Source organism: Streptomyces sp. NPDC008238, assembly GCF_042956445.1.
Classification (GTDB): Bacteria; Actinomycetota; Actinomycetes; order Streptomycetales; family Streptomycetaceae; genus Actinacidiphila.
Map to the genome: position 1 here is coordinate 56,522 of NZ_JBIBGK010000020.1, position 16,322 is coordinate 72,843.

Here is a 16,322-nt window from a genome sequence, read left to right on the forward strand (position 1 = left end):
GTGACATGTCCCAACGGCGACACGGCTCTTCGGGCAACCTGCGACGACCCCCGCCAGGTCGCGGCGAACCCGCCCGGGACGGTACGAAACGCCCCCCCCCCGGAGCACAGCCCTCGGCCCCGGAGGAACCCGTGCCCTACCGCACGCGAAGGCCGCCGTCCGGTGCCGGCCTCCCCTGCCGGGTCCCGGCGTTCACGGGGTCGGGCCGGCCGGAGCCGGCAGCAGGGGTCCACCGCCGGTCAGCGACATCGCCAGTCCGGCGGTCAGCCATCGGTGGGCCACCGTCATGTTCAGCACGCGCCCGCCGGTGACCGTGCCGACCAGGCCCCAGTAGCGTTCCAGGCGGGCGTCGAAGCCGGACGACCTCGACACCAGGGCGTGCAGGTACGCGCGGAAGGCGGGGGTGTCCGACTCCCGCCGGGCCCGGGCGTGGGCGGCGACGAAGGCGTTCACCGCGTCCCCGCTGCCGGGCGGCAGTCCCTGGGCCACGGCGGCGGCCGTCAGGCCGGCGACCTCTTCGATCTCCCCGTAGAAGGCCGGGGCGTCCCTCATCTCTTCGTCGTGGTCCTGGGTCCAGCGGGTGAAGCTGGGCGTGGAGATGAGCAGATGGAGCTCGGCGTAGGCCAGGACCGTCGTGGGTCCGGGGTCCTGCGGCGGGTCGGGGGCCAGCATGGCGATCATGATGTCGAGCCGGCGCTTGGGCAGGGACCCGGAGAGCTCGCGGTACCAGTGGTCGGTGAGCGTGCGGCGTGCCTGCGGGAGCTGCTGCACGCGGGCGAGGATCCCCAGCCGCCGGAGCCGTTCCTCGCCGGGGCAGTCGTCCAGCGACTCGAGCGTGGCCTGACGCCACCGCAGTTCGGCCAACCGCTCCTGCACCGCTTCGAGTTCGGTCGCCACCAGTTCGTCCAGGGAACGCTCACCGGTGACCACCTGCGTGATGGTCGCGATCGGGGTGTCCAGCGCCCGTAAGCGTCTGATGAGGCGTATCCGCTCCCACGCCTCGGGGCCGTAGCGCCGGTGGCCCCCGCCGCTGCGGGCGGCGACGGGCAGCAGCCCGCTGTCGGAGTAGTAACGGAGGGTCTTGACCGGCACCCCCGTTCCCGCAGCGAGTTCACCGATGCTCCATGTGTCCTGCGTCACGGTGCCTTGAACCTCCAGCGCGGGGGAGGTCCTAGCGTACTGATCACCGGCCGCCCCGGTCCGCCCTTCCCCGCCGCTCAGGCCCCGTTCCGGCCCGGCCGGCGACGTACGACCCCGGGCACCCGAGCGGCCGCGTCCGATGCCGTCCGCTCCCGTCCGATCCCGTCCGTACCCCTGCGACCAAGAACGGTGGTCACGCATGTCCCCGATCATCACCGCTCCCCGTCCGTGCCGAAGAGACAGGCTCCGTGCGGTGCTCTTCGCACTGCTCTGCGCGGTGGCGCTGCTCACGGCGACCGCCGCGCCGGCGACCGGCGCACCGTCCGGTGGCCCGCACTCCGCGGGGCGGGGAGGCACCGTCGTACGGACCGACCACGGCCTCGTGCGCGGGGTGTCCCACGGCTCGTACACCACCTTCCAGGGCCTTCCCTACGCCGCGCCGCCGACCGGACCGCTGCGCTGGCGCGCCCCGGCGCCGGCCGCCGCCTGGCGTGGTGTCCGGGACGCGACGACGGCGGCTCAGCGCTGCGTGCAGATGCCGGCACCGGGGGCGAGCGCCGTCGTCGGGTCGGAGGACTGCCTCTACCTCAACGTCACGACGCCGGCGACGACGCCCGAGCCGGCCCGCAAGAAGCGACCCGTGCTGGTGTGGCTGCACGGTGGTGCGTTCCTCGGCGGTTCCGGCGGTGACTACGACACCGGGCGGCCGGCGGTCCGCGGGGACACGGTCGTCGTCACGGTCAACTACCGGCTGGGGATCTTCGGTTACTTCGGTCACCCCGGGCTCGGCTCCGCCCCGCCGTTCGGGCTGGCGGACCAGCAGGCCGCCCTGCGCTGGGTGCGGGCGAACGCGGCGCGCTTCGGCGGCGACCCGGGCAACGTCACGCTGTTCGGCGAGTCCGCGGGCGCGCTCGGCGTCTGCGCGCACCTCACCTCGCCGACGGCCGCCGGGCTCTTCCAGCGTGCGCTGCTCCAGAGCGGTTCGTGCTTCATGTCCTTCCCGCGCGGCGCTCTCGGACCCGGTACACCGGCGTACGAGCCGTTCGCCCCGCAGCGCGACGTCCAGACGGCCGGTGTGGAGGCCGCCCGGCAACTCGGCTGCACGGCGGGCGACGCAGACGCGGTGCTGGCCTGCCTGCGCGGGCAGGGCACGGAGCGCCTCGCCACGGCCCCGTTGATGCAGTCCTTCAACCGGCCCGCCTTCGGCAACGGGCTGCTCCCGGTGGCTCCGGACCGGGCGCTTGCGTCGGGGCGCTTCCACCGCATGCCGGTCCTCCTGGGCACCAACCACGACGAGATGCGGATGTTCGTCGGTCTGTCGCTCGCCGCGTTCCCCGTCCTCACCGAGGACGACTACCGCGCCCGGCTCGTCGAGGCCTTCGGGCCCTCGGCCGCGGCCGTCGAGGCGCGGTATCCGGCGGCGCACCACCCCACGCCCGCACTGGCCTGGGCGGCGGTGCTGACCGACCGGTCCCTGACGTGCACCACGCTCGCAGCCGGCCGGGCGGTCGCCGCACATGCCCCCGGCGTCCCGCTCTACGGCTACCAGTTCAGCGATCCGGACGCCCCCGTCCTCAGCGGTCTGCCGGCGAACCCGGGCTTCCCCTACGGGGCGGCGCACGGCTTCGAAATGCCGTTCCTGTTCCCGCCCTTCCCCACCGAAAGGCCGCTGACAGAGGAGCAGCGCGCCCTGTCTGACCGCATGGTCGACTACTGGACGCACTTCGCGCGCAACGGCGACCCGAACTCTCCCGGCGCCCGGGTCTGGCCCGTCCTGCGCCCCGCGTCGTCCGGCGCGCCGTCGGTGCAGTCGCTGGCTCCCGGGCCGGGCGGGATCCGGCCCGTCGACGCGGCGTCCGCGCACCACTGCTCGTTCTGGGACCGCCTGCCGCGGTGAGCGCGCCCGCGTGCGGGGCCGGGACGGGGCGGCGCGAGCGCCGACCCCGTCAGCGGTCCCGCCGCTCCGCGTCGCGCGCCGCGCGGGCCCGCACCGCGTCCCCGTCGGGCGCACCGGACGCCGACCACTGCAGGAGGAAGCGCAGGGCGTCCGCCGAGGGGGTGCCGGGGCGGGCGGTGTAGGTGATCAGGGACTGGCCGGTCTGGCCCTCGACGGTGAGCTGCTGGACGTCCAGGGTGAGGGGCCCGACCAGGGGGTGCTGGTAGGTCTTGCTGCGGGGCCGGGCCCCGCGTACCCGGTGGCTGCCCCACCAGGCGCGGAAGTCGGCGTCCTTGACGCTGAGTTCGCCCACGAGGGCGGCGAGCGCCGGGTCCTCGGGGTAGCGGCCCGCCTCCATGCGCAGGGAGGCCACGCACTCGCGGGCGATGCCCGCCCAGTCGTCCCCGTACAGCGCGCGGTAACCGGGGTCGAGGAAGGTCAGCCGGATGACGTTGCGGTGCTCGGGCGGCAGGGCGCCGAAGTCGGTCAGGAGCGCCGCAGCAGGAGCGTTCCACGCCAGGACGTCCTGCCGGCGGCCCAGCACCAGCGCCGGGACGTCGCGCATGCCGTCCAGCAGTTGCTGGATCTGCGGCAGCACCCGTTGCGCCGGGGCCGGGCGGGACGCCTTCGGCTGGGTGACGTCGGCGATGGCGAAGAGGTAGGCCCGCTCGTCCGGGGCCAGTTCCAGGGCGTCGGCAAGCGCTTCCAGGACGCCCTGGGACACCCGGCGGGTGCGGCCCTGCTCCAGGCGCACCACGTAGTCGACGCTGACGTGGGCGCGCTCGGCGAGTTCCTCGCGGCGCAGCCCGGGGACACGGCGGTGACGGCCGTCGTCCGGCAGGCCGAGGCGTTCGAGGTCGACCGCGCCCCGCCGGGCGCGCAGGAAGTCCCCGAGCGCGTTGTCGGGGCGGTGCGGGCGGTCTGCGGAAGGCATGCCCCCATTCTCGGCACCGGACGGGACGCGTGCCTGGTACGGGCAGTCCCAGGGACACTCCGTCCCTGGCCGGCCCTGGGGCGCCGGGCGGAGCGTGGAGCGGACGCCGGCCGGTACCCGCCGTGCCGGCGCCGACCCCCTCCGTGAACGACCCGAGGAATCCTGATGATCACGTATGACCGGCTCTTCATCGGCGGCCACTGGACCGCCCCCGCCGCACCGGACCTGATCGAGGTCCGCTCCCCCCACGACGGCTCGCTGGTGGGCCGCGCCGCCCAGGCCGGCGCGGCGGACGTCGACCGGGCTGTGGCCGCCGCCCGTGCCGCCTTCGACGAGGGCCCGTGGCCCCGCATGAGCCCCGAGGAGCGGATGCGGGTCGTGGCCCGCTTCGACGAGCTGCACCTGGCCAGGGCCGCCGAGATCGCCGCGCTGATCACCGCCGAGAACGGCTCCCCCCACTGGTTCACCTCGATGCTGCAGCCGGCCGTGTCCGTGCAGACCCAGGGCTATCTGCGGGCCGCGGGCGAGCTCGCCTGGGAGGAGCGCCGTCCGGCCGCCGGCGGCGGGCAGACCGTGGTGCGCCGCGAGCCGGTGGGCGTGGTGGCGGCGGTGATCCCGTGGAACGCCCCGCACCAGTCGGCACTGGCCAAGCTGGTCCCGGCACTGCTGGCCGGGTGCACGGTGGTGCTCAAGCCGTCCCCCGAGACCGCGCTGGACGGTCTGCTGCTCGGGGAGCTCTTCGCCGAGGCGGGTTTCCCCGACGGGGTGGTCAGCATCCTGCCCGGCGGTCGCGAGGCCGGCGCCCACCTGGTCGGCCACCCGGGCGTCGACAAGATCGCCTTCACCGGCTCAACCGCCGCGGGCCGCGCCATCGCGGGCGCCGCGGCGGAGACCTTCAAGCGCGTCACCCTGGAGCTGGGCGGCAAGTCCGCGGCGATCGTCCTGGAGGACGCCGACCTGGACGAGGTCGTGGCGGGCCTGAGGTACAGCTCCTTCGGCAACAACGCCGAGGCGTGCGTCGCGCAGACCCGCATCCTGGCCCCGCGCGGCCGCTACGAGGAGGTCGTCGCGGCGGTAGCGGCGCTCGCCGACGGCCTCACGGTGGGCGACCCGGCGGACCCGGGCACCTTCCTCGGCCCGATGGTCCGCGCCGACCAGGCCGAGCGGGTCCGCTCCTACATCGAGCTCGGCGTACGGGAGGGCGCACGGCTGGTGACGGGCGGTCCCGGCGTCCCGGAGGGCCTGGAGGGCGGGCACTACGTGCGTCCCACGGTCTTCGCCGACGTCGACAACGCGATGCGGATCGCCCGCGAGGAGATCTTCGGGCCGGTGCTGGTCGTGATCCCCTTCGACGACGAGGACGAGGCCGTCCGCATCGCCAACGACTCCCCGTACGGCCTGGGCGGCGGGGTGTGGACGGCGGACCGGGAGCACGGCCTGGAGATCGCCCGGCGGGTCCGCACCGGCACCTTCCACGTCAACGGCGCCGCACCCGACATGGCGGCCCCCTTCGGCGGGTTCAAGGCGAGCGGGATCGGCCGCGAGTTCGGCGCCGCGGGGCTGGCCCACTACACCGAGCTGAAGACCATCGCGATCTGACCCGCGCGTGTCCTCCCCGGCGGCCGGGCGCCTTGCTCAGCCGCCGGGGGAGGACTCCGCCAGCGCCGCCTCCACGGCCTCGACGGCCTCCTCGGCGGAGTCGGCGCGCAGGAACGTCTCCGCGGGCCCGGGTCCCCGCACGTCCCAGCCGCCGACCACGACGACGGGCTTGCCGGTCCGCAGGGCGAGCGCCACTTCGCTCAGCGTTCCCCAGCTGCCGCCGACCGCCACCACGGCATCGGAGGCGGCGACGACGAGGCCGTTGCGGAGTTCGCCGAGGCCGGTGGCGATCGTCACGGAGAGGGACGGGTCACCCGCCCGGCGGTCCCGGCCCGGGAGGAGTCCGACGGAGGTACCGCCCTGCGCGCGGGCTCCCTCGGAAGCGGCGCCCATCACCCCGCCGAGCCCGCCGCAGACGACGACGGCCCCGCGCCGGGCCAGGAGTTCACCGACCGCTCGGGCGAGGTCGCGCTCCCGCCCGGTGGCCTCGGCGGGACCCACCACGGCGACATAACGGCTCGTCACGGCCCCTCCCGCGGGCTCCGGCTCCGATTGACAGGGACGACGCCGAGGATATTCGCTGCAGGGGTGACCTCGTACGTGCTCACGCCCCGACGCGTGTCCCTCGCCCTGCTGGTCTCGACGCTGACCCTCGCCGCCTGCCAGGGCACGCCGTCCGCCCCCGAGTCCATGGTCGCCACGAGCCGCGCAGCGGTCCCCAAGGCGTCCTGTGCGGACCGCGTCCTGGCGGCGATGAACGACACGCAGCGCGTCGGCCAGCTCTTCATGGGCGCGGCCCAGCTGCCCACGCCGCCCAAGGCCGACGTGGACGCGATGCGCTCCTACGCCGTCGGGTCGGTGTTCCTCGCCGGCCGCAGCACGTCAGCGGTGACGAAGACCCGGACGCTCGTGGACGGGCTGCAGAAGTCCCTGGGGCAGACCGTGGCCGGGCAGCGGGTCGGCCTGCTGGTCTCCACGGACCAGGAGGGCGGCCAGGTGCAGGTCCTCAAGGGCACGGGCTTCTCCACGATCCCCAGCGGGAAGACCCAGGGCACGTACTCCACGGCCACGCTGCGCTCGCGGGCGGAGGGCTGGGCGAAGGAGCTGAAGAAGGCGGGCGTCAACGTCAACCTGGCGCCCGTCGCCGACATCGTCCCCACCTCGATCGGCACCGCGAACGCCCCCATCGGCCGCTACGGCCGCCAGTTCGGCTCGACCTCCGGGGTGGTGTCCCCGCACGTCACGGCGTACGTCCAGGGCTCGAAGGCGGCCGGGGTGCTGACCACGCCCAAGCACTTCCCCGGTCTCGGCAGCGTCAAGGGCAACACGGACACGACCGCCTCGGTGACGGACACGACGCTGACCCGGACGGGCAGCAACATCGCCCCCTTCCGCGCGGGCATCTCCGCGGGCGCGGGGCTGGTGATGGTGTCGCTGGCGACGTACCAGCGCATCGACCCGAAGCACAAGGCCGTGTTCTCGTCGCTGATCGTGGATCAGACCCTCCGCCGCGACCTGGGCTTCAAGGGCGTCATCATCTCCGACGACCTCGGCAAGGCGGCCTCCGCCCAGTCCGTGGCGCTCGGCCAGCGCGCCTTGTCCTTCCTGCGCGCCGGCGGCGACCTCACCCTCACCGTCTCCCCCAAGGGCATCCCCACGATGGCCGAGGGCATCCGCTACGCCATGCGTCACGAACCGAAGGTGCGGACGCTGGTCGCGAACAGCGTGCGGCGCGTGCTGACGGCCAAGGAGGCGGCCGGGGTGCTGCGCTGCACCGGCTGACGCCGCCGCGCGGGGCTGCCGCCGCCGGTCAGCCGGCCTCGATCCGCGCCGCCAGGGCGGAGAGGATCGAGGCCGGCTCGCGGGCGGAGACCACGGTGTTCTCGAACTGGCCGTACGTGTCGCACAGCTCGAACGCGCCGTCGGCGTCTACGCGCACGAAGGCCGTCGTGGTGTTCACCGAGGACCGCGGGGACTCCCCGGACGCCACCTTCTCCACTTCCGCGAGGAAGTCCAGGACGCTCCAGGCCCGCCTGCCGAACGAGCTCGCGAGCGTTTCCACCGCCCGCAGCAGGTTCTCGTCCGCCGGCGGGGTACGGGTCGGATTCCAGAAGCCGTCGCGACGGGTGAAGTCCCGGACTGCGGCGCCGCCTTCGTCCACGGGCCCGGGCTCCTTCGGGGTGTCGGTGACGGCGTACGGGGTCCCCTGTGGGACGTCCGGACGAACGTGGCACCGGGGCCCGAGGGCCGGGGACGCCACCCGGGGGCACGGCAGGGATGGCGGGCCGGGGCCGTGCGGTGGCACTGTCAGAGACATGGGGCACCTCTCCCGGAGGCACGTCGCGCAGCGTTGGCTCGCCCGCCTGGCGCTGACCGCGGCGGGGGCGGCCGTGGCGCTGCCGCTGGTGGTCGCGGGGCTGCGCAGCATCGCGCTGGTGGCGACCGCGCTGGGCGGCACCGCGGTGACCGCCGCGGGGGCGTGGTGGGTGCTGACCCGCCGCGGCGTGGTGCGGGCGCTGGCCGTGGCGCTGACCGTGGTGACCCCGCTGGCCGTCCTCGCCTACTACGACCGGGCCAACCTGCTCTGGGTCGTGGTCACCTCGCTCGGCCTGTGGGCGCTGGCCGTCGTCGCCGGGCGCACCGCCGTGCGGGCCACCCGGGCCCACGAGGCGCGGCTGCGGGAGCGGATCGCGGGCCGGCCGCGGCGGCCGTTCCTGATCATGAACCCGCGGTCCGGTGGCGGCAAGGTCGGCGCCTTCGGGCTCAAGGAGAAGGCGGAGGCGCTCGGCGCGCGGGTCGTGCTCCTTGATCCCGACCGTCCGCAGGACGTCGCCGAGCTCGCCCGGCGGGCCGCGGACGAGGGTGCCGACCTCCTCGGGGTGGCCGGCGGCGACGGCACGCAGGCGCTGGTCGCCGGGGTGGCCGCCGAACGGGGCCTGCCCTTCCTGGTGATCTGCGCGGGCACGCGCAACCACTTCGCCATGGACCTGGGGCTGGACCGCGCCGATCCCGCGGCCTGCCTGGACGCGCTCCGGGACGGCGTGGAGCTGCGGGTCGACCTCGGCTACGTGGGCGACAGGCCCTTCGTCAACAACGTGTCCTTCGGGGCGTACGCTGCGGTCGTGCAGAGTCCCGCGTACCGGGACGACAAGGTCGGCACCATCCTGGAACTCCTGCCCGACCTGCTCACCCACCGCGCCGGACCCCGGCTGACGGCGACGGCCGGGGACACCGTCTTCGAGGAGCCGCAGGCGGTGCTGGTGAGCAACAACCCGTACCGGACCGACGACCCGGCCGGGCTCGGCCGCCGGGACCGTCTCGACACCGGTCTGCTGGGCGTGCTCGGCGTCAAGGTCGACAACGCCGCACAGGCGGCCGGGCTGCTGATGGGGCCCCGGGTCGCCTCCGGGCTCACGGTGACGACGGCGCGGGAGGTGGTGACCACGGCCGACGCCGCCGAGATCGACGCGGGCGTGGACGGCGAGGCACTCGTCCTGCCCACCCCCGTGCACTGCCGCATCCGTCCCGGGGCGCTGCGCGTCCGGGTACCCCGCGACCGGCCCGGGGTACCGGCCACCGGCGTCCGCACGGACTGGCGCCGGCTGCGCAAACTCGCCCTGACCATGGGCCGTACGGCAGCCGGGCGTCCCACTTCCTGATCCGCCCCCGGCCCACGCGTGCGCGGCGGGACCGCGGTCGACGGGACCGGCGACCGGTCAGCCCGGCGGCTGGTCCCGGCGGCGGCCGATCCGGGCGGCGGGGACCTCGAGGACGAGTTCGAGGCCGTCCACCTCGTCCCACTGCTCCCCGACCTCGACGAAGCCGAACCCGGAAATCGTGGCGAGGGACGCGGTGTTCCCGGGGCTGATCGTCACCCGCACGGTCCTGACCGCGGCTTCGGCGGCGGCGCGACGCATCAACTCCGTCAGCGTCGCCCGGGCGTACCCCTGACGTCGGTGGCCGGGGGCCACCGAATAGCCGATCTCCACCATGCCCGCGCCGTCGGGCGGCCCGTGGAACCCGGCGTACCCCACGACGACGCCTTCGGGCCCGGCCACCACGGCCCGGGTGAGCCATCCCGCGCTGCGCGGGTCCGAGGCGAGCTGATCGAGCCGGTACCGCCAGACCCACTTCGCCCGGTCGGTGAGGAAGTAGTCCGTGAGCGCCACCCCAGCCGCCGCACTGGCCCGGGCGAGGTCGTCGTCCAGCAGGGCGGTCATGGCCGTGCCCGGGAGCTCGACGAGTCCCACCGACCTCCGGCCGGTCGGGGCCGGGGACCGGCGGTCGGGTTCATCCGTCACAGCGCGGATGCTCGCGCGGCGCCCCGGCGCGTGTCCAGCGGTTTTCGCAGTGGGCGACGCCCGAACGGCTCAACGCACTCAGGCGGCCGCCGGACCGCGTCAACCCCGCCATCAGCGGACGCCCGAACGGCGGCGCCCCGGCGCGGGCCGGCGCACCGCCGCCGCAGGCAGGCCTTCGGCCGGAGCACGAGCCACCGTGCCGGTGCTCCCGGGCCTGCGGCCCGGTCGGGCCGAAGGCGCCGGCCCGCCGCCGCAGCACCCAGCGCCGCCGCACCGCGCGAACCCGCGCCGTCGCCGGACGCCCGATCAGGCCGCCCACCGACCCCTGCCGTAGGCGGGCCCGGCCGGCGCCGCGTCAACGACGGATCAGCCTGGAGTCACGCACCACCAACTCCGGCTGGAGCACCACCCGCCGGCGCCGGTGCTCCCGGGCCTGCGGCCCGGTCGGCCCGAAGATGCCGGCCCGCCGCCGCACCGCGCATACCCGCGCCGTCGCCGGACGCCCGATCAGGCCGCCCACCGACCCCCTGTCGCAGGCGGGGCCTGGCCGGCGCCGCGTCAGCGACGGATCAGGCTGGAGTCACGCACCACCAGTTCCGGCTGGAGCACCACCCGACGGTGCCGGTGCTCCCGGGCCTGCGGCCCGGTCTCCTCCAGGAGCATCCCGGCGGCCAGCGCGCCCATGTTCGCGGCGGGCTGCCGCACCGAGGTGAGCGGCACGGCCGCCGCGGCCGCGAACTCGATGTCGTCGTAACCGACGATGGCCATCTCGCCGGGGACGTCCACCCCCGCCGCGTACAGCGCCTGCAGCACCCCGAGGGCGAGCAGGTCGTTGGCGCAGAACACGGCGGTCGGCCGCTCCGGGAGGCCGAGCAGCCGGTGGCCGGCGTCCCGTCCCGCGGCCACGTCCAGCCGCTCCGTGGGCAGTTCGCGCAGGGTCTCCGGCGGCAGCCCGGCCTCCGCCAGGGCGGCGAACGCGCCCTCACGCCGGTCCCGGACCTGGTGCAGGTGCCCGGGGCCGGAGACGTACGCGATCCGGCGGTGCCCGGCGGCCGCCAGGTGGCCGACGGCCATGCGGCCGCCGGCCACGTCGTCCACCGACACCGAGCACTCGGAGGTGCCCGCCGCGACCCGGTCGACGAGGACGAAGGGGATGCGGTGCCGCCGGAACGCGGCGAGGTTGCCGCCGTCGGCGTCGGCCGGCGTCACCAGCACCCCCCGTACCCGCTGCTCCGCGAAGAGCGACAGGTACGCGGCCTCCTCCTGCGGGTTCTCGGCGCTGTTGCAGACCATCACGCCGAGCCCCGCCTGCCGGGCGGCCCGTTCCGCGCCGCGTGCCACGTCGACGAAGAACGGGTTGCCCATGTCGAGCACGAGCAGGGCCATGATCCTGCTGCGGCCCGCCCGCAACTGCCGGGCGGACTCGCTGCGTACGTACCCCAGCCGGGCGATGGCGCGCTGCACACGGACCCGGGTCGCCTCGGGGACCGCGTCCGGCCGGTTGATCACATTGGAGACCGTGCCCACGGACACACCCGCCTCACGGGCGACGTCCTTGATCCCCACCGTGCGGCCCTTCTCCGCCACGCCCGGGCTCTCAGAACTTGAACTGGTCGATGTTGTCCTTGGTGAACACGGTCGGCTTGCCGAGCACCACGACGCCGTCCTTGCCGATGGTGTAGCTGCCCATGTCACCGGCCTTGAAGCTCTGGCCCTCCGCACCGGAGATCTGGCCGGAGGCCAGGGCGACGGCGGCGTACGAGGCGAGCGAGCCGAGCTTGGCCGGGTCCCACAGCTCGAAGGCCTCGACGGTGCCGTTCTTGACGTAGGCGCGCATGTCGTTGGGCGTGCCGAGGCCGGTCAGCTTCACCTTGCCCTTGTACTTGGAGCCCGCCAGGTACTGGGCGGCCGCCTTGATGCCGACCGTGGTCGGGGAGATGATCCCCTTCAGGTTGGGGTACTGCTGCAGCAGGCCCTGGGTCTGCTGGAAGGACTGCTGGGCGTCGTCGTTGCCGTAGGCGACCTTGACCAGCTTGACGTCCTTGTACTTGGGGTCCTTGAGCTCGTCCTTCATGAAGTCGATCCAGGTGTTCTGGTTCGTGGCGGTCTGGGCCGCCGAGAGGATCGCGATCTCGCCCTTGTAGCCGATCTGCTCGGCGAGCAGCTGCACCTCGGTGCGGCCGAGGTCCTCGGAGCTGGCCTGGGAGACGAACAGGTCGCGGCACTCGGGCTTGGTGTCCGAGTCGTAGGTGACGACCTTGATGCCGTTCTTGCGGGCCTGGTTGAGCGAGGTGCACAGCGCGCCCGGGTCCTGCGCGGAGACGGCGATCGCGTCGACCTGCTGCTGGGTCAGGGTGTTGACGTAGCTCACCTGGCCGGCGGTGTCGGTACCGCTGCTGGTGCCGACCTCCTTGTAGGAGGAGCCCAGCGCGTCCAGGGCCTGCTTGCCGCCGCCGTCGGCGATGGTGAAGTACGGGTTGTTGACCTGCTTGGGCAGGAAGGCGACGGTCAGGCCCTTCTTGGTCGCCGCGTTGGGGTCGGCCGACGCGGTCGCCTTGGCGCCGCCGCCACCGCTGTCCTTGGAGGAGTTCTTGGTGGTGCCGCCGCAGGCCGTGGCGCCGAGCGCGACGGCCGCGGTCACGGCGACGACGACGGTGGCACGACGGGTGAGGGTTCTGGACATGGTGATCCTTTCGCTGCCGGAGCGCGCGCCGGAGTGGGGACGGGAGGGGGTGCGGGGGGCGGTGGTGCCGTGGGACGTGTGCGGGGGGAGGTGGGGGTTCACGAGGCGGCGAGCGCGGCCGGGGCCTTGTCGGCCGACCTCCTGCGCGCCCTGGCCTGCATGACCTGGCGGCCGATCCTCGGGGCGAGGACGGAGATGACCAGGAGCACGCCGGTGACGACGATCTGGGACTGGGCCGAGACGTTGAGCAGGCTCATGACGTTCTGGCCGGCGCCGAGCAGGAACACACCGGCGATGGCGCCGCCCAGGGTGCCCTTGCCGCCGTCGAAGTCGATGCCGCCGAGCAGGACGCCGGCGATGACGGACAGCTCCAGGCCGGTGGCGTTGTCGTAGCGGGCGCTGGCGTAGTGCAGCGCCCAGAAGATCCCGGTGAGGGAGGAGACCAGACCGGTCGTCACGAACATGGCCAGCTTCAGCCGCCGTACCCGCACTCCCGCGAACCGGGCCGCCTCCTCCGAGGCGCCGACCGCGAACAGGGAGCGTCCGACGGGGGTCGCATGCAGCACCAGGACGGCGATCAGCAGCAGCACGGCGAAGGGGATCGCCGCGTACGGGATGAAGGTGCCGTCGATCCGGCCGGCGCCGAAGTCGAGGTACTGCTGCGGGAAGTCGGTGACGGAGTCTGCCCCGAGCACGATCTGCGCGATGCCGCGGTAGGCGGCCAGCGTGCCGATGGTGACGGCGAGCGAGGGCAGGCCGAGCCGGGTCACGAGCAGGCCGTTGACCAGGCCGCACAGGGCGCCGAGGAGCAGGCAGAGCGGGATGATCGTCTCGATCGCCATGCCGCCGTTCCACAGCGCGCCCATGACGGCGCCGGACAGTCCGGCGGTGGAGCCGACGGACAGGTCGATCTCGCCGGAGACCACGAGCATGGTCATGGGCAGCGCGATGAGCGCGATCGGCAGGGTGTTGCCGATCAGGAAGGACACGTTCAACGCGTTGCCGAAGTTGTCCACGAAGGAGAAGGAGCAGATCAGCAGGACGACGAGCAGGGCGCCGACCGCGGTGTCCCAGCGCACCGCGCCGCCGAGGCGGGCGAGCGGGGCGGGGGCCTCGGTGGTCTCAGGCATGGTGGGCACTCCTCATCTGTGCGGCCCGCTTGCGGAGGACGCCGGCCACCCGCAGCGCTACGATCCGGTCGACGGCGATGGCGAGCAGGAGCAGGACGCCGTCGATGGCCAGCACCCACACCGAGCTGACACCGATGGAGGGCAGGACGCTGTTGATCGAGGTCAGCAGCAGGGCGCCGAGCGCGGCGCCGTAGACGGTCCCGGAGCCGCCGGTGAAGGCGACGCCGCCGACCACCACGGCGCTGACGACGGTCAGTTCGTAGCCGTTGCCGGTGCCGGAGTCGACGTTGCCGAAGCGGGCGAGGTACAGCGCGCCGGCCAGACCGGCGAGCGCCCCGCACACCACGTACGCGGTCAGGATCCGCTTGCGGACCGGCACGCCGGCCAGCCGGGCGGCCTCCGGGCTGGAGCCCAGCGCGTACAGGTCGCGTCCGCCGCGGTAGCTGCGCAGGTAGTAGCCGGCCACGACCAGCACGAGGAGCGTCAGCAGCGCGAGGTAGGGGATCACCGACAGGCCGTCGTGGCCGAAGTCGACGAAGCTCTCCGGCAGGTCGCCCGCGGTGATCTGCCGTGAGCCGACCCAGATGGAGTCGATGCCGCGGATGATGTAGAGCGTGCCCAGGGTCACCACCAGCGCCGGGACCTGACCCAGGCTCACCAGCAGGCCGTTCAGCAGGCCGAAGAGCACGCCGAGGGCGACCGCGATGAGCACGGCGACGAGCGGGTTGCCGCCGCCGTGCAGGTAGGTGCCGGAGGCGAAGGCCGAGATGCCGAGCACCGAGCCGACCGACAGGTCGACGTTGCGGGTGATGACGACCATGGCCTGGCCGACGGCGACGAGCACGAGGATGGTCGCGTTCAGCAGGAGGTCCTTGACGCCCTGCTGGGAGAGGAACTCGCTGTTGTAGATCTGGGTCGCGGCCAGCATGACCACGAGCACGGCGAGCACGGCGAGCGCCCGCAGTTTCAGCACTCGGTCCAGGAAGCGGCGGGGCGCGGTCGGTTCGTCCGCGGCGATCTGCTGCGGGGTGTCGGCGGTCACGGTCACGCCGCCCTCCTCACGCGGCCGGTCGCCGCCGCCATCACGGATTCCTCGGTCGCCTCCGACCGGGGGATCTCGGCCGTCAGTCGTCCCTCGTGCATCACCAGGACGCGGTCCGCCATGCCGAGGATCTCCGGCAGGTCGGAGGAGATCATCAGTACGGCCACGCCCTCGGACGCGAGCCGCGACAGCAGCCGGTGCACCTCGGCCTTGGTGCCGACGTCGATGCCGCGGGTGGGCTCGTCGACGATCAGCACCTCGGGCGCCGTGGCGAGCCACTTGGCGAGGACGACCTTCTGCTGGTTGCCGCCCGAGAGGGTGCCGACGACGTCGGCCAGCCGGGCGTACTTCACCTGGAGCCGGACGGCCCAGTCCAGGGCGCGGCTGCGCTCGGCGCCGCGGTTCATCAGTCCGCCCTTGGTGGTGGCGGAGAAGCCGGTCAGGCCGATGTTGCGCTCGATGGACATCTCCATCACCAGGCCCTGGGCCCGGCGGTCCTCGGGGACCAGCGCGATCCCCGCGGCCATGGCCAGGCTGGGCGCGCCGCCGCGCAGCGGCTTGCCGCCGACGACGACCTCGCCGGCGTCCCGGCGGTCCACGCCGAAGATCGCCCGGGCGACCTCGCTGCGCCCGGCGCCGACCAGGCCCGCCAGGCCCACGATCTCGCCGCGGCGCACCTCGAAGGAGACGTCGGTGAAGACGCCCTCGCGGGTCAGCCGGCGCACGCTGAGGGCGACTTCGCCGATCTCGGCGTCCTGCTTGGGGTAGAGCTCGTCCAGGTCACGGCCGACCATGCGGCGCACCAGGTCGTCCTCGGTGAGCCCGTCGAGGGGCTCGCTGGCGATCCACGCGCCGTCCCGCAGGGTGGTGACCCGCTGGCAGAGGGCGAAGATCTCCTCGAGGCGGTGGGAGATGAAGAGCACCGCGGCGCCCTGCTCGCGCAGGGACCTGACGACGCCGAAGAGCCGGGCGACCTCGCTGCCGGTGAGCGCGGCGGTCGGCTCGTCCATGATCAGGACGCGGGCGTCGAAGGAGAGCGCCTTGGCGATCTCCACCAACTGCTGGTCGGCGATGGACAGTCCGCGGGCGGGCTGTTCCGGGTCGAGGTCCACGCCGAGGCGGCGGAAGAGCTCGGCCGCGGCCTCGCGCACGGCCTTGTGGTCGACCCTGCCGAGCGAACGGCGCGGCTGGCGGCCGACGAAGATGTTCTCGGCCACCGACAGGTCGGGGAAGAGCGTGGGCTCCTGGTAGATGACGGCGACCCCCGCGTCACGGGCGTCCCCCGGGCCGTGGAACTCCACGGGCCGGCCGTCGAGCAGCACCGTGCCGGTGTCCGGGCGGTGCACACCCGCGAGGGTCTTGATCAGTGTCGACTTGCCGGCGCCGTTCTCACCCGCCAGGGCGTGGGCCTCGCCGGCGTGGAGCCGGAGCGACACATCGCGCAGAGCGCGAACGGCACCGAAGGACTTGCTCACCCCCTCGAGCGCGAGCACCGGAGTGGTCTCCGGTTCGGGGTGCGTCATTGCGCCCTCCTGCTATGAAATGTTTCAACGGAGT

14 protein-coding genes are annotated in these 16,322 nt (G+C 73.9%); 4 read left to right on the top strand and 10 right to left on the bottom strand.

The genetic code is table 11. The features are described 5' to 3' along the window. Window positions 1–192: 192 nt before the first annotated feature. Complete coding sequence (locus ACFZAU_RS30690) at window positions 193–1,140, bottom strand: MerR family transcriptional regulator (RefSeq protein ID WP_500554842.1); 948 nt, start codon at window positions 1,138–1,140, stop codon at window positions 193–195. 253 nt (window positions 1,141–1,393) lie between these two features. Between ACFZAU_RS30690 and ACFZAU_RS30695 the strand changes: the two genes are divergently transcribed. Further along, window positions 1,394–3,037: a carboxylesterase/lipase family protein gene (locus tag ACFZAU_RS30695; RefSeq protein WP_500554843.1), complete on the top strand. Its 1,644-nt coding sequence runs from the start codon at window positions 1,394–1,396 to the stop codon at window positions 3,035–3,037. Between the two features lie 49 nt (window positions 3,038–3,086). Here ACFZAU_RS30695 and ACFZAU_RS30700 read toward each other — a convergent pair whose 3' ends face one another. Next, window positions 3,087–4,010, bottom strand: a complete 924-nt coding sequence (locus ACFZAU_RS30700; RefSeq protein ID WP_500554844.1) for a helix-turn-helix domain-containing protein — start codon at window positions 4,008–4,010, stop codon at window positions 3,087–3,089. A 165-nt stretch (window positions 4,011–4,175) separates the two neighbouring features. Here ACFZAU_RS30700 and ACFZAU_RS30705 point away from each other — a divergent pair, with 165 nt between their 5' ends. After that, the gene (locus ACFZAU_RS30705) at window positions 4,176–5,609 is read left to right on the top strand and encodes an aldehyde dehydrogenase (RefSeq protein ID WP_500554845.1); all 1,434 of its coding nucleotides are present in this window, start codon (window positions 4,176–4,178) and stop codon (window positions 5,607–5,609) included. A gap of 36 nt (window positions 5,610–5,645) precedes the next feature. Here the strand turns inward: ACFZAU_RS30705 and ACFZAU_RS30710 are convergent, their stop codons facing one another. Continuing rightward, complete coding sequence (locus ACFZAU_RS30710; protein WP_500554846.1) at window positions 5,646–6,134, bottom strand: TIGR00725 family protein; 489 nt, start codon at window positions 6,132–6,134, stop codon at window positions 5,646–5,648. A 63-nt stretch (window positions 6,135–6,197) separates the two neighbouring features. Here ACFZAU_RS30710 and ACFZAU_RS30715 point away from each other — a divergent pair, with 63 nt between their 5' ends. Next, window positions 6,198–7,391 carry a glycoside hydrolase family 3 N-terminal domain-containing protein gene (locus ACFZAU_RS30715; protein ID WP_500554847.1) on the top strand — a complete coding sequence of 398 codons (1,194 nt, stop codon included), beginning with the start codon at window positions 6,198–6,200 and terminating at the stop codon, window positions 7,389–7,391. A 28-nt stretch (window positions 7,392–7,419) separates the two neighbouring features. On the opposite strand, the gene ACFZAU_RS30720 is transcribed toward ACFZAU_RS30715, so the two are convergent. After that, window positions 7,420–7,770 carry a hypothetical protein gene (locus ACFZAU_RS30720; RefSeq protein WP_500554848.1) on the bottom strand — a complete coding sequence of 117 codons (351 nt, stop codon included), beginning with the start codon at window positions 7,768–7,770 and terminating at the stop codon, window positions 7,420–7,422. Window positions 7,771–7,924: 154 nt separating this feature from the next. Here ACFZAU_RS30720 and ACFZAU_RS30725 point away from each other — a divergent pair, with 154 nt between their 5' ends. Continuing rightward, window positions 7,925–9,268, top strand: a complete 1,344-nt coding sequence (locus tag ACFZAU_RS30725; RefSeq protein ID WP_500554849.1) for a diacylglycerol/lipid kinase family protein — start codon at window positions 7,925–7,927, stop codon at window positions 9,266–9,268. Between the two features lie 57 nt (window positions 9,269–9,325). Here the strand turns inward: ACFZAU_RS30725 and ACFZAU_RS30730 are convergent, their stop codons facing one another. The 6 genes from ACFZAU_RS30730 to ACFZAU_RS30755 all read right to left on the bottom strand — a co-directional run bounded on the left by ACFZAU_RS30730 (window position 9,326) and on the right by ACFZAU_RS30755 (window position 16,288). Next, a complete protein-coding gene (locus ACFZAU_RS30730) occupies window positions 9,326–9,910 on the bottom strand; it encodes a GNAT family N-acetyltransferase (RefSeq protein WP_500554850.1) in 585 nt (194 codons plus the stop codon). Between the two features lie 558 nt (window positions 9,911–10,468). Then, window positions 10,469–11,497: a LacI family DNA-binding transcriptional regulator gene (locus ACFZAU_RS30735; RefSeq protein WP_499601350.1), complete on the bottom strand. Its 1,029-nt coding sequence runs from the start codon at window positions 11,495–11,497 to the stop codon at window positions 10,469–10,471. Between the two features lie 10 nt (window positions 11,498–11,507). Further along, window positions 11,508–12,593 (bottom strand): rhamnose ABC transporter substrate-binding protein, encoded by a 1,086-nt coding sequence (gene rhaS, locus ACFZAU_RS30740; RefSeq protein WP_500554851.1) that lies wholly within the window; start codon window positions 12,591–12,593, stop codon window positions 11,508–11,510. A 98-nt stretch (window positions 12,594–12,691) separates the two neighbouring features. Further along, window positions 12,692–13,723 carry an ABC transporter permease gene (locus ACFZAU_RS30745; protein WP_500554852.1) on the bottom strand — a complete coding sequence of 344 codons (1,032 nt, stop codon included), beginning with the start codon at window positions 13,721–13,723 and terminating at the stop codon, window positions 12,692–12,694. After that, window positions 13,716–14,771, bottom strand: coding sequence for an ABC transporter permease (locus ACFZAU_RS30750; RefSeq protein ID WP_499601353.1), 1,056 nt, complete (start codon window positions 14,769–14,771; stop codon window positions 13,716–13,718). The genes ACFZAU_RS30745 and ACFZAU_RS30750 overlap by 8 nt, the downstream gene beginning before the upstream one ends. Then, complete coding sequence (locus ACFZAU_RS30755; protein WP_499601354.1) at window positions 14,768–16,288, bottom strand: sugar ABC transporter ATP-binding protein; 1,521 nt, start codon at window positions 16,286–16,288, stop codon at window positions 14,768–14,770. Before ACFZAU_RS30755 ends, ACFZAU_RS30750 begins: the two co-directional genes overlap by 4 nt. Window positions 16,289–16,322: the final 34 nt, after the last annotated feature.

Excerpts from the sequence above, each read along its gene's own strand:
- ACFZAU_RS30705 (WP_500554845.1), top strand. The coding sequence starts at position 4,176 with ATGATCACGTATGACCGGCTCTTCATCGGCGGCCACTGGACCGCCCCC.
- ACFZAU_RS30745 (WP_500554852.1), bottom strand. The coding sequence starts at position 13,723 with ATGCCTGAGACCACCGAGGCCCCCGCCCCGCTCGCCCGCCTCGGCGGC.
- rhaS (WP_500554851.1), bottom strand. The coding sequence starts at position 12,593 with ATGTCCAGAACCCTCACCCGTCGTGCCACCGTCGTCGTCGCCGTGACC.
- ACFZAU_RS30755 (WP_499601354.1), bottom strand. The coding sequence starts at position 16,288 with ATGACGCACCCCGAACCGGAGACCACTCCGGTGCTCGCGCTCGAGGGG.
- ACFZAU_RS30725 (WP_500554849.1), top strand. The coding sequence starts at position 7,925 with ATGGGGCACCTCTCCCGGAGGCACGTCGCGCAGCGTTGGCTCGCCCGC.
- ACFZAU_RS30700 (WP_500554844.1), bottom strand. The coding sequence starts at position 4,010 with ATGCCTTCCGCAGACCGCCCGCACCGCCCCGACAACGCGCTCGGGGAC.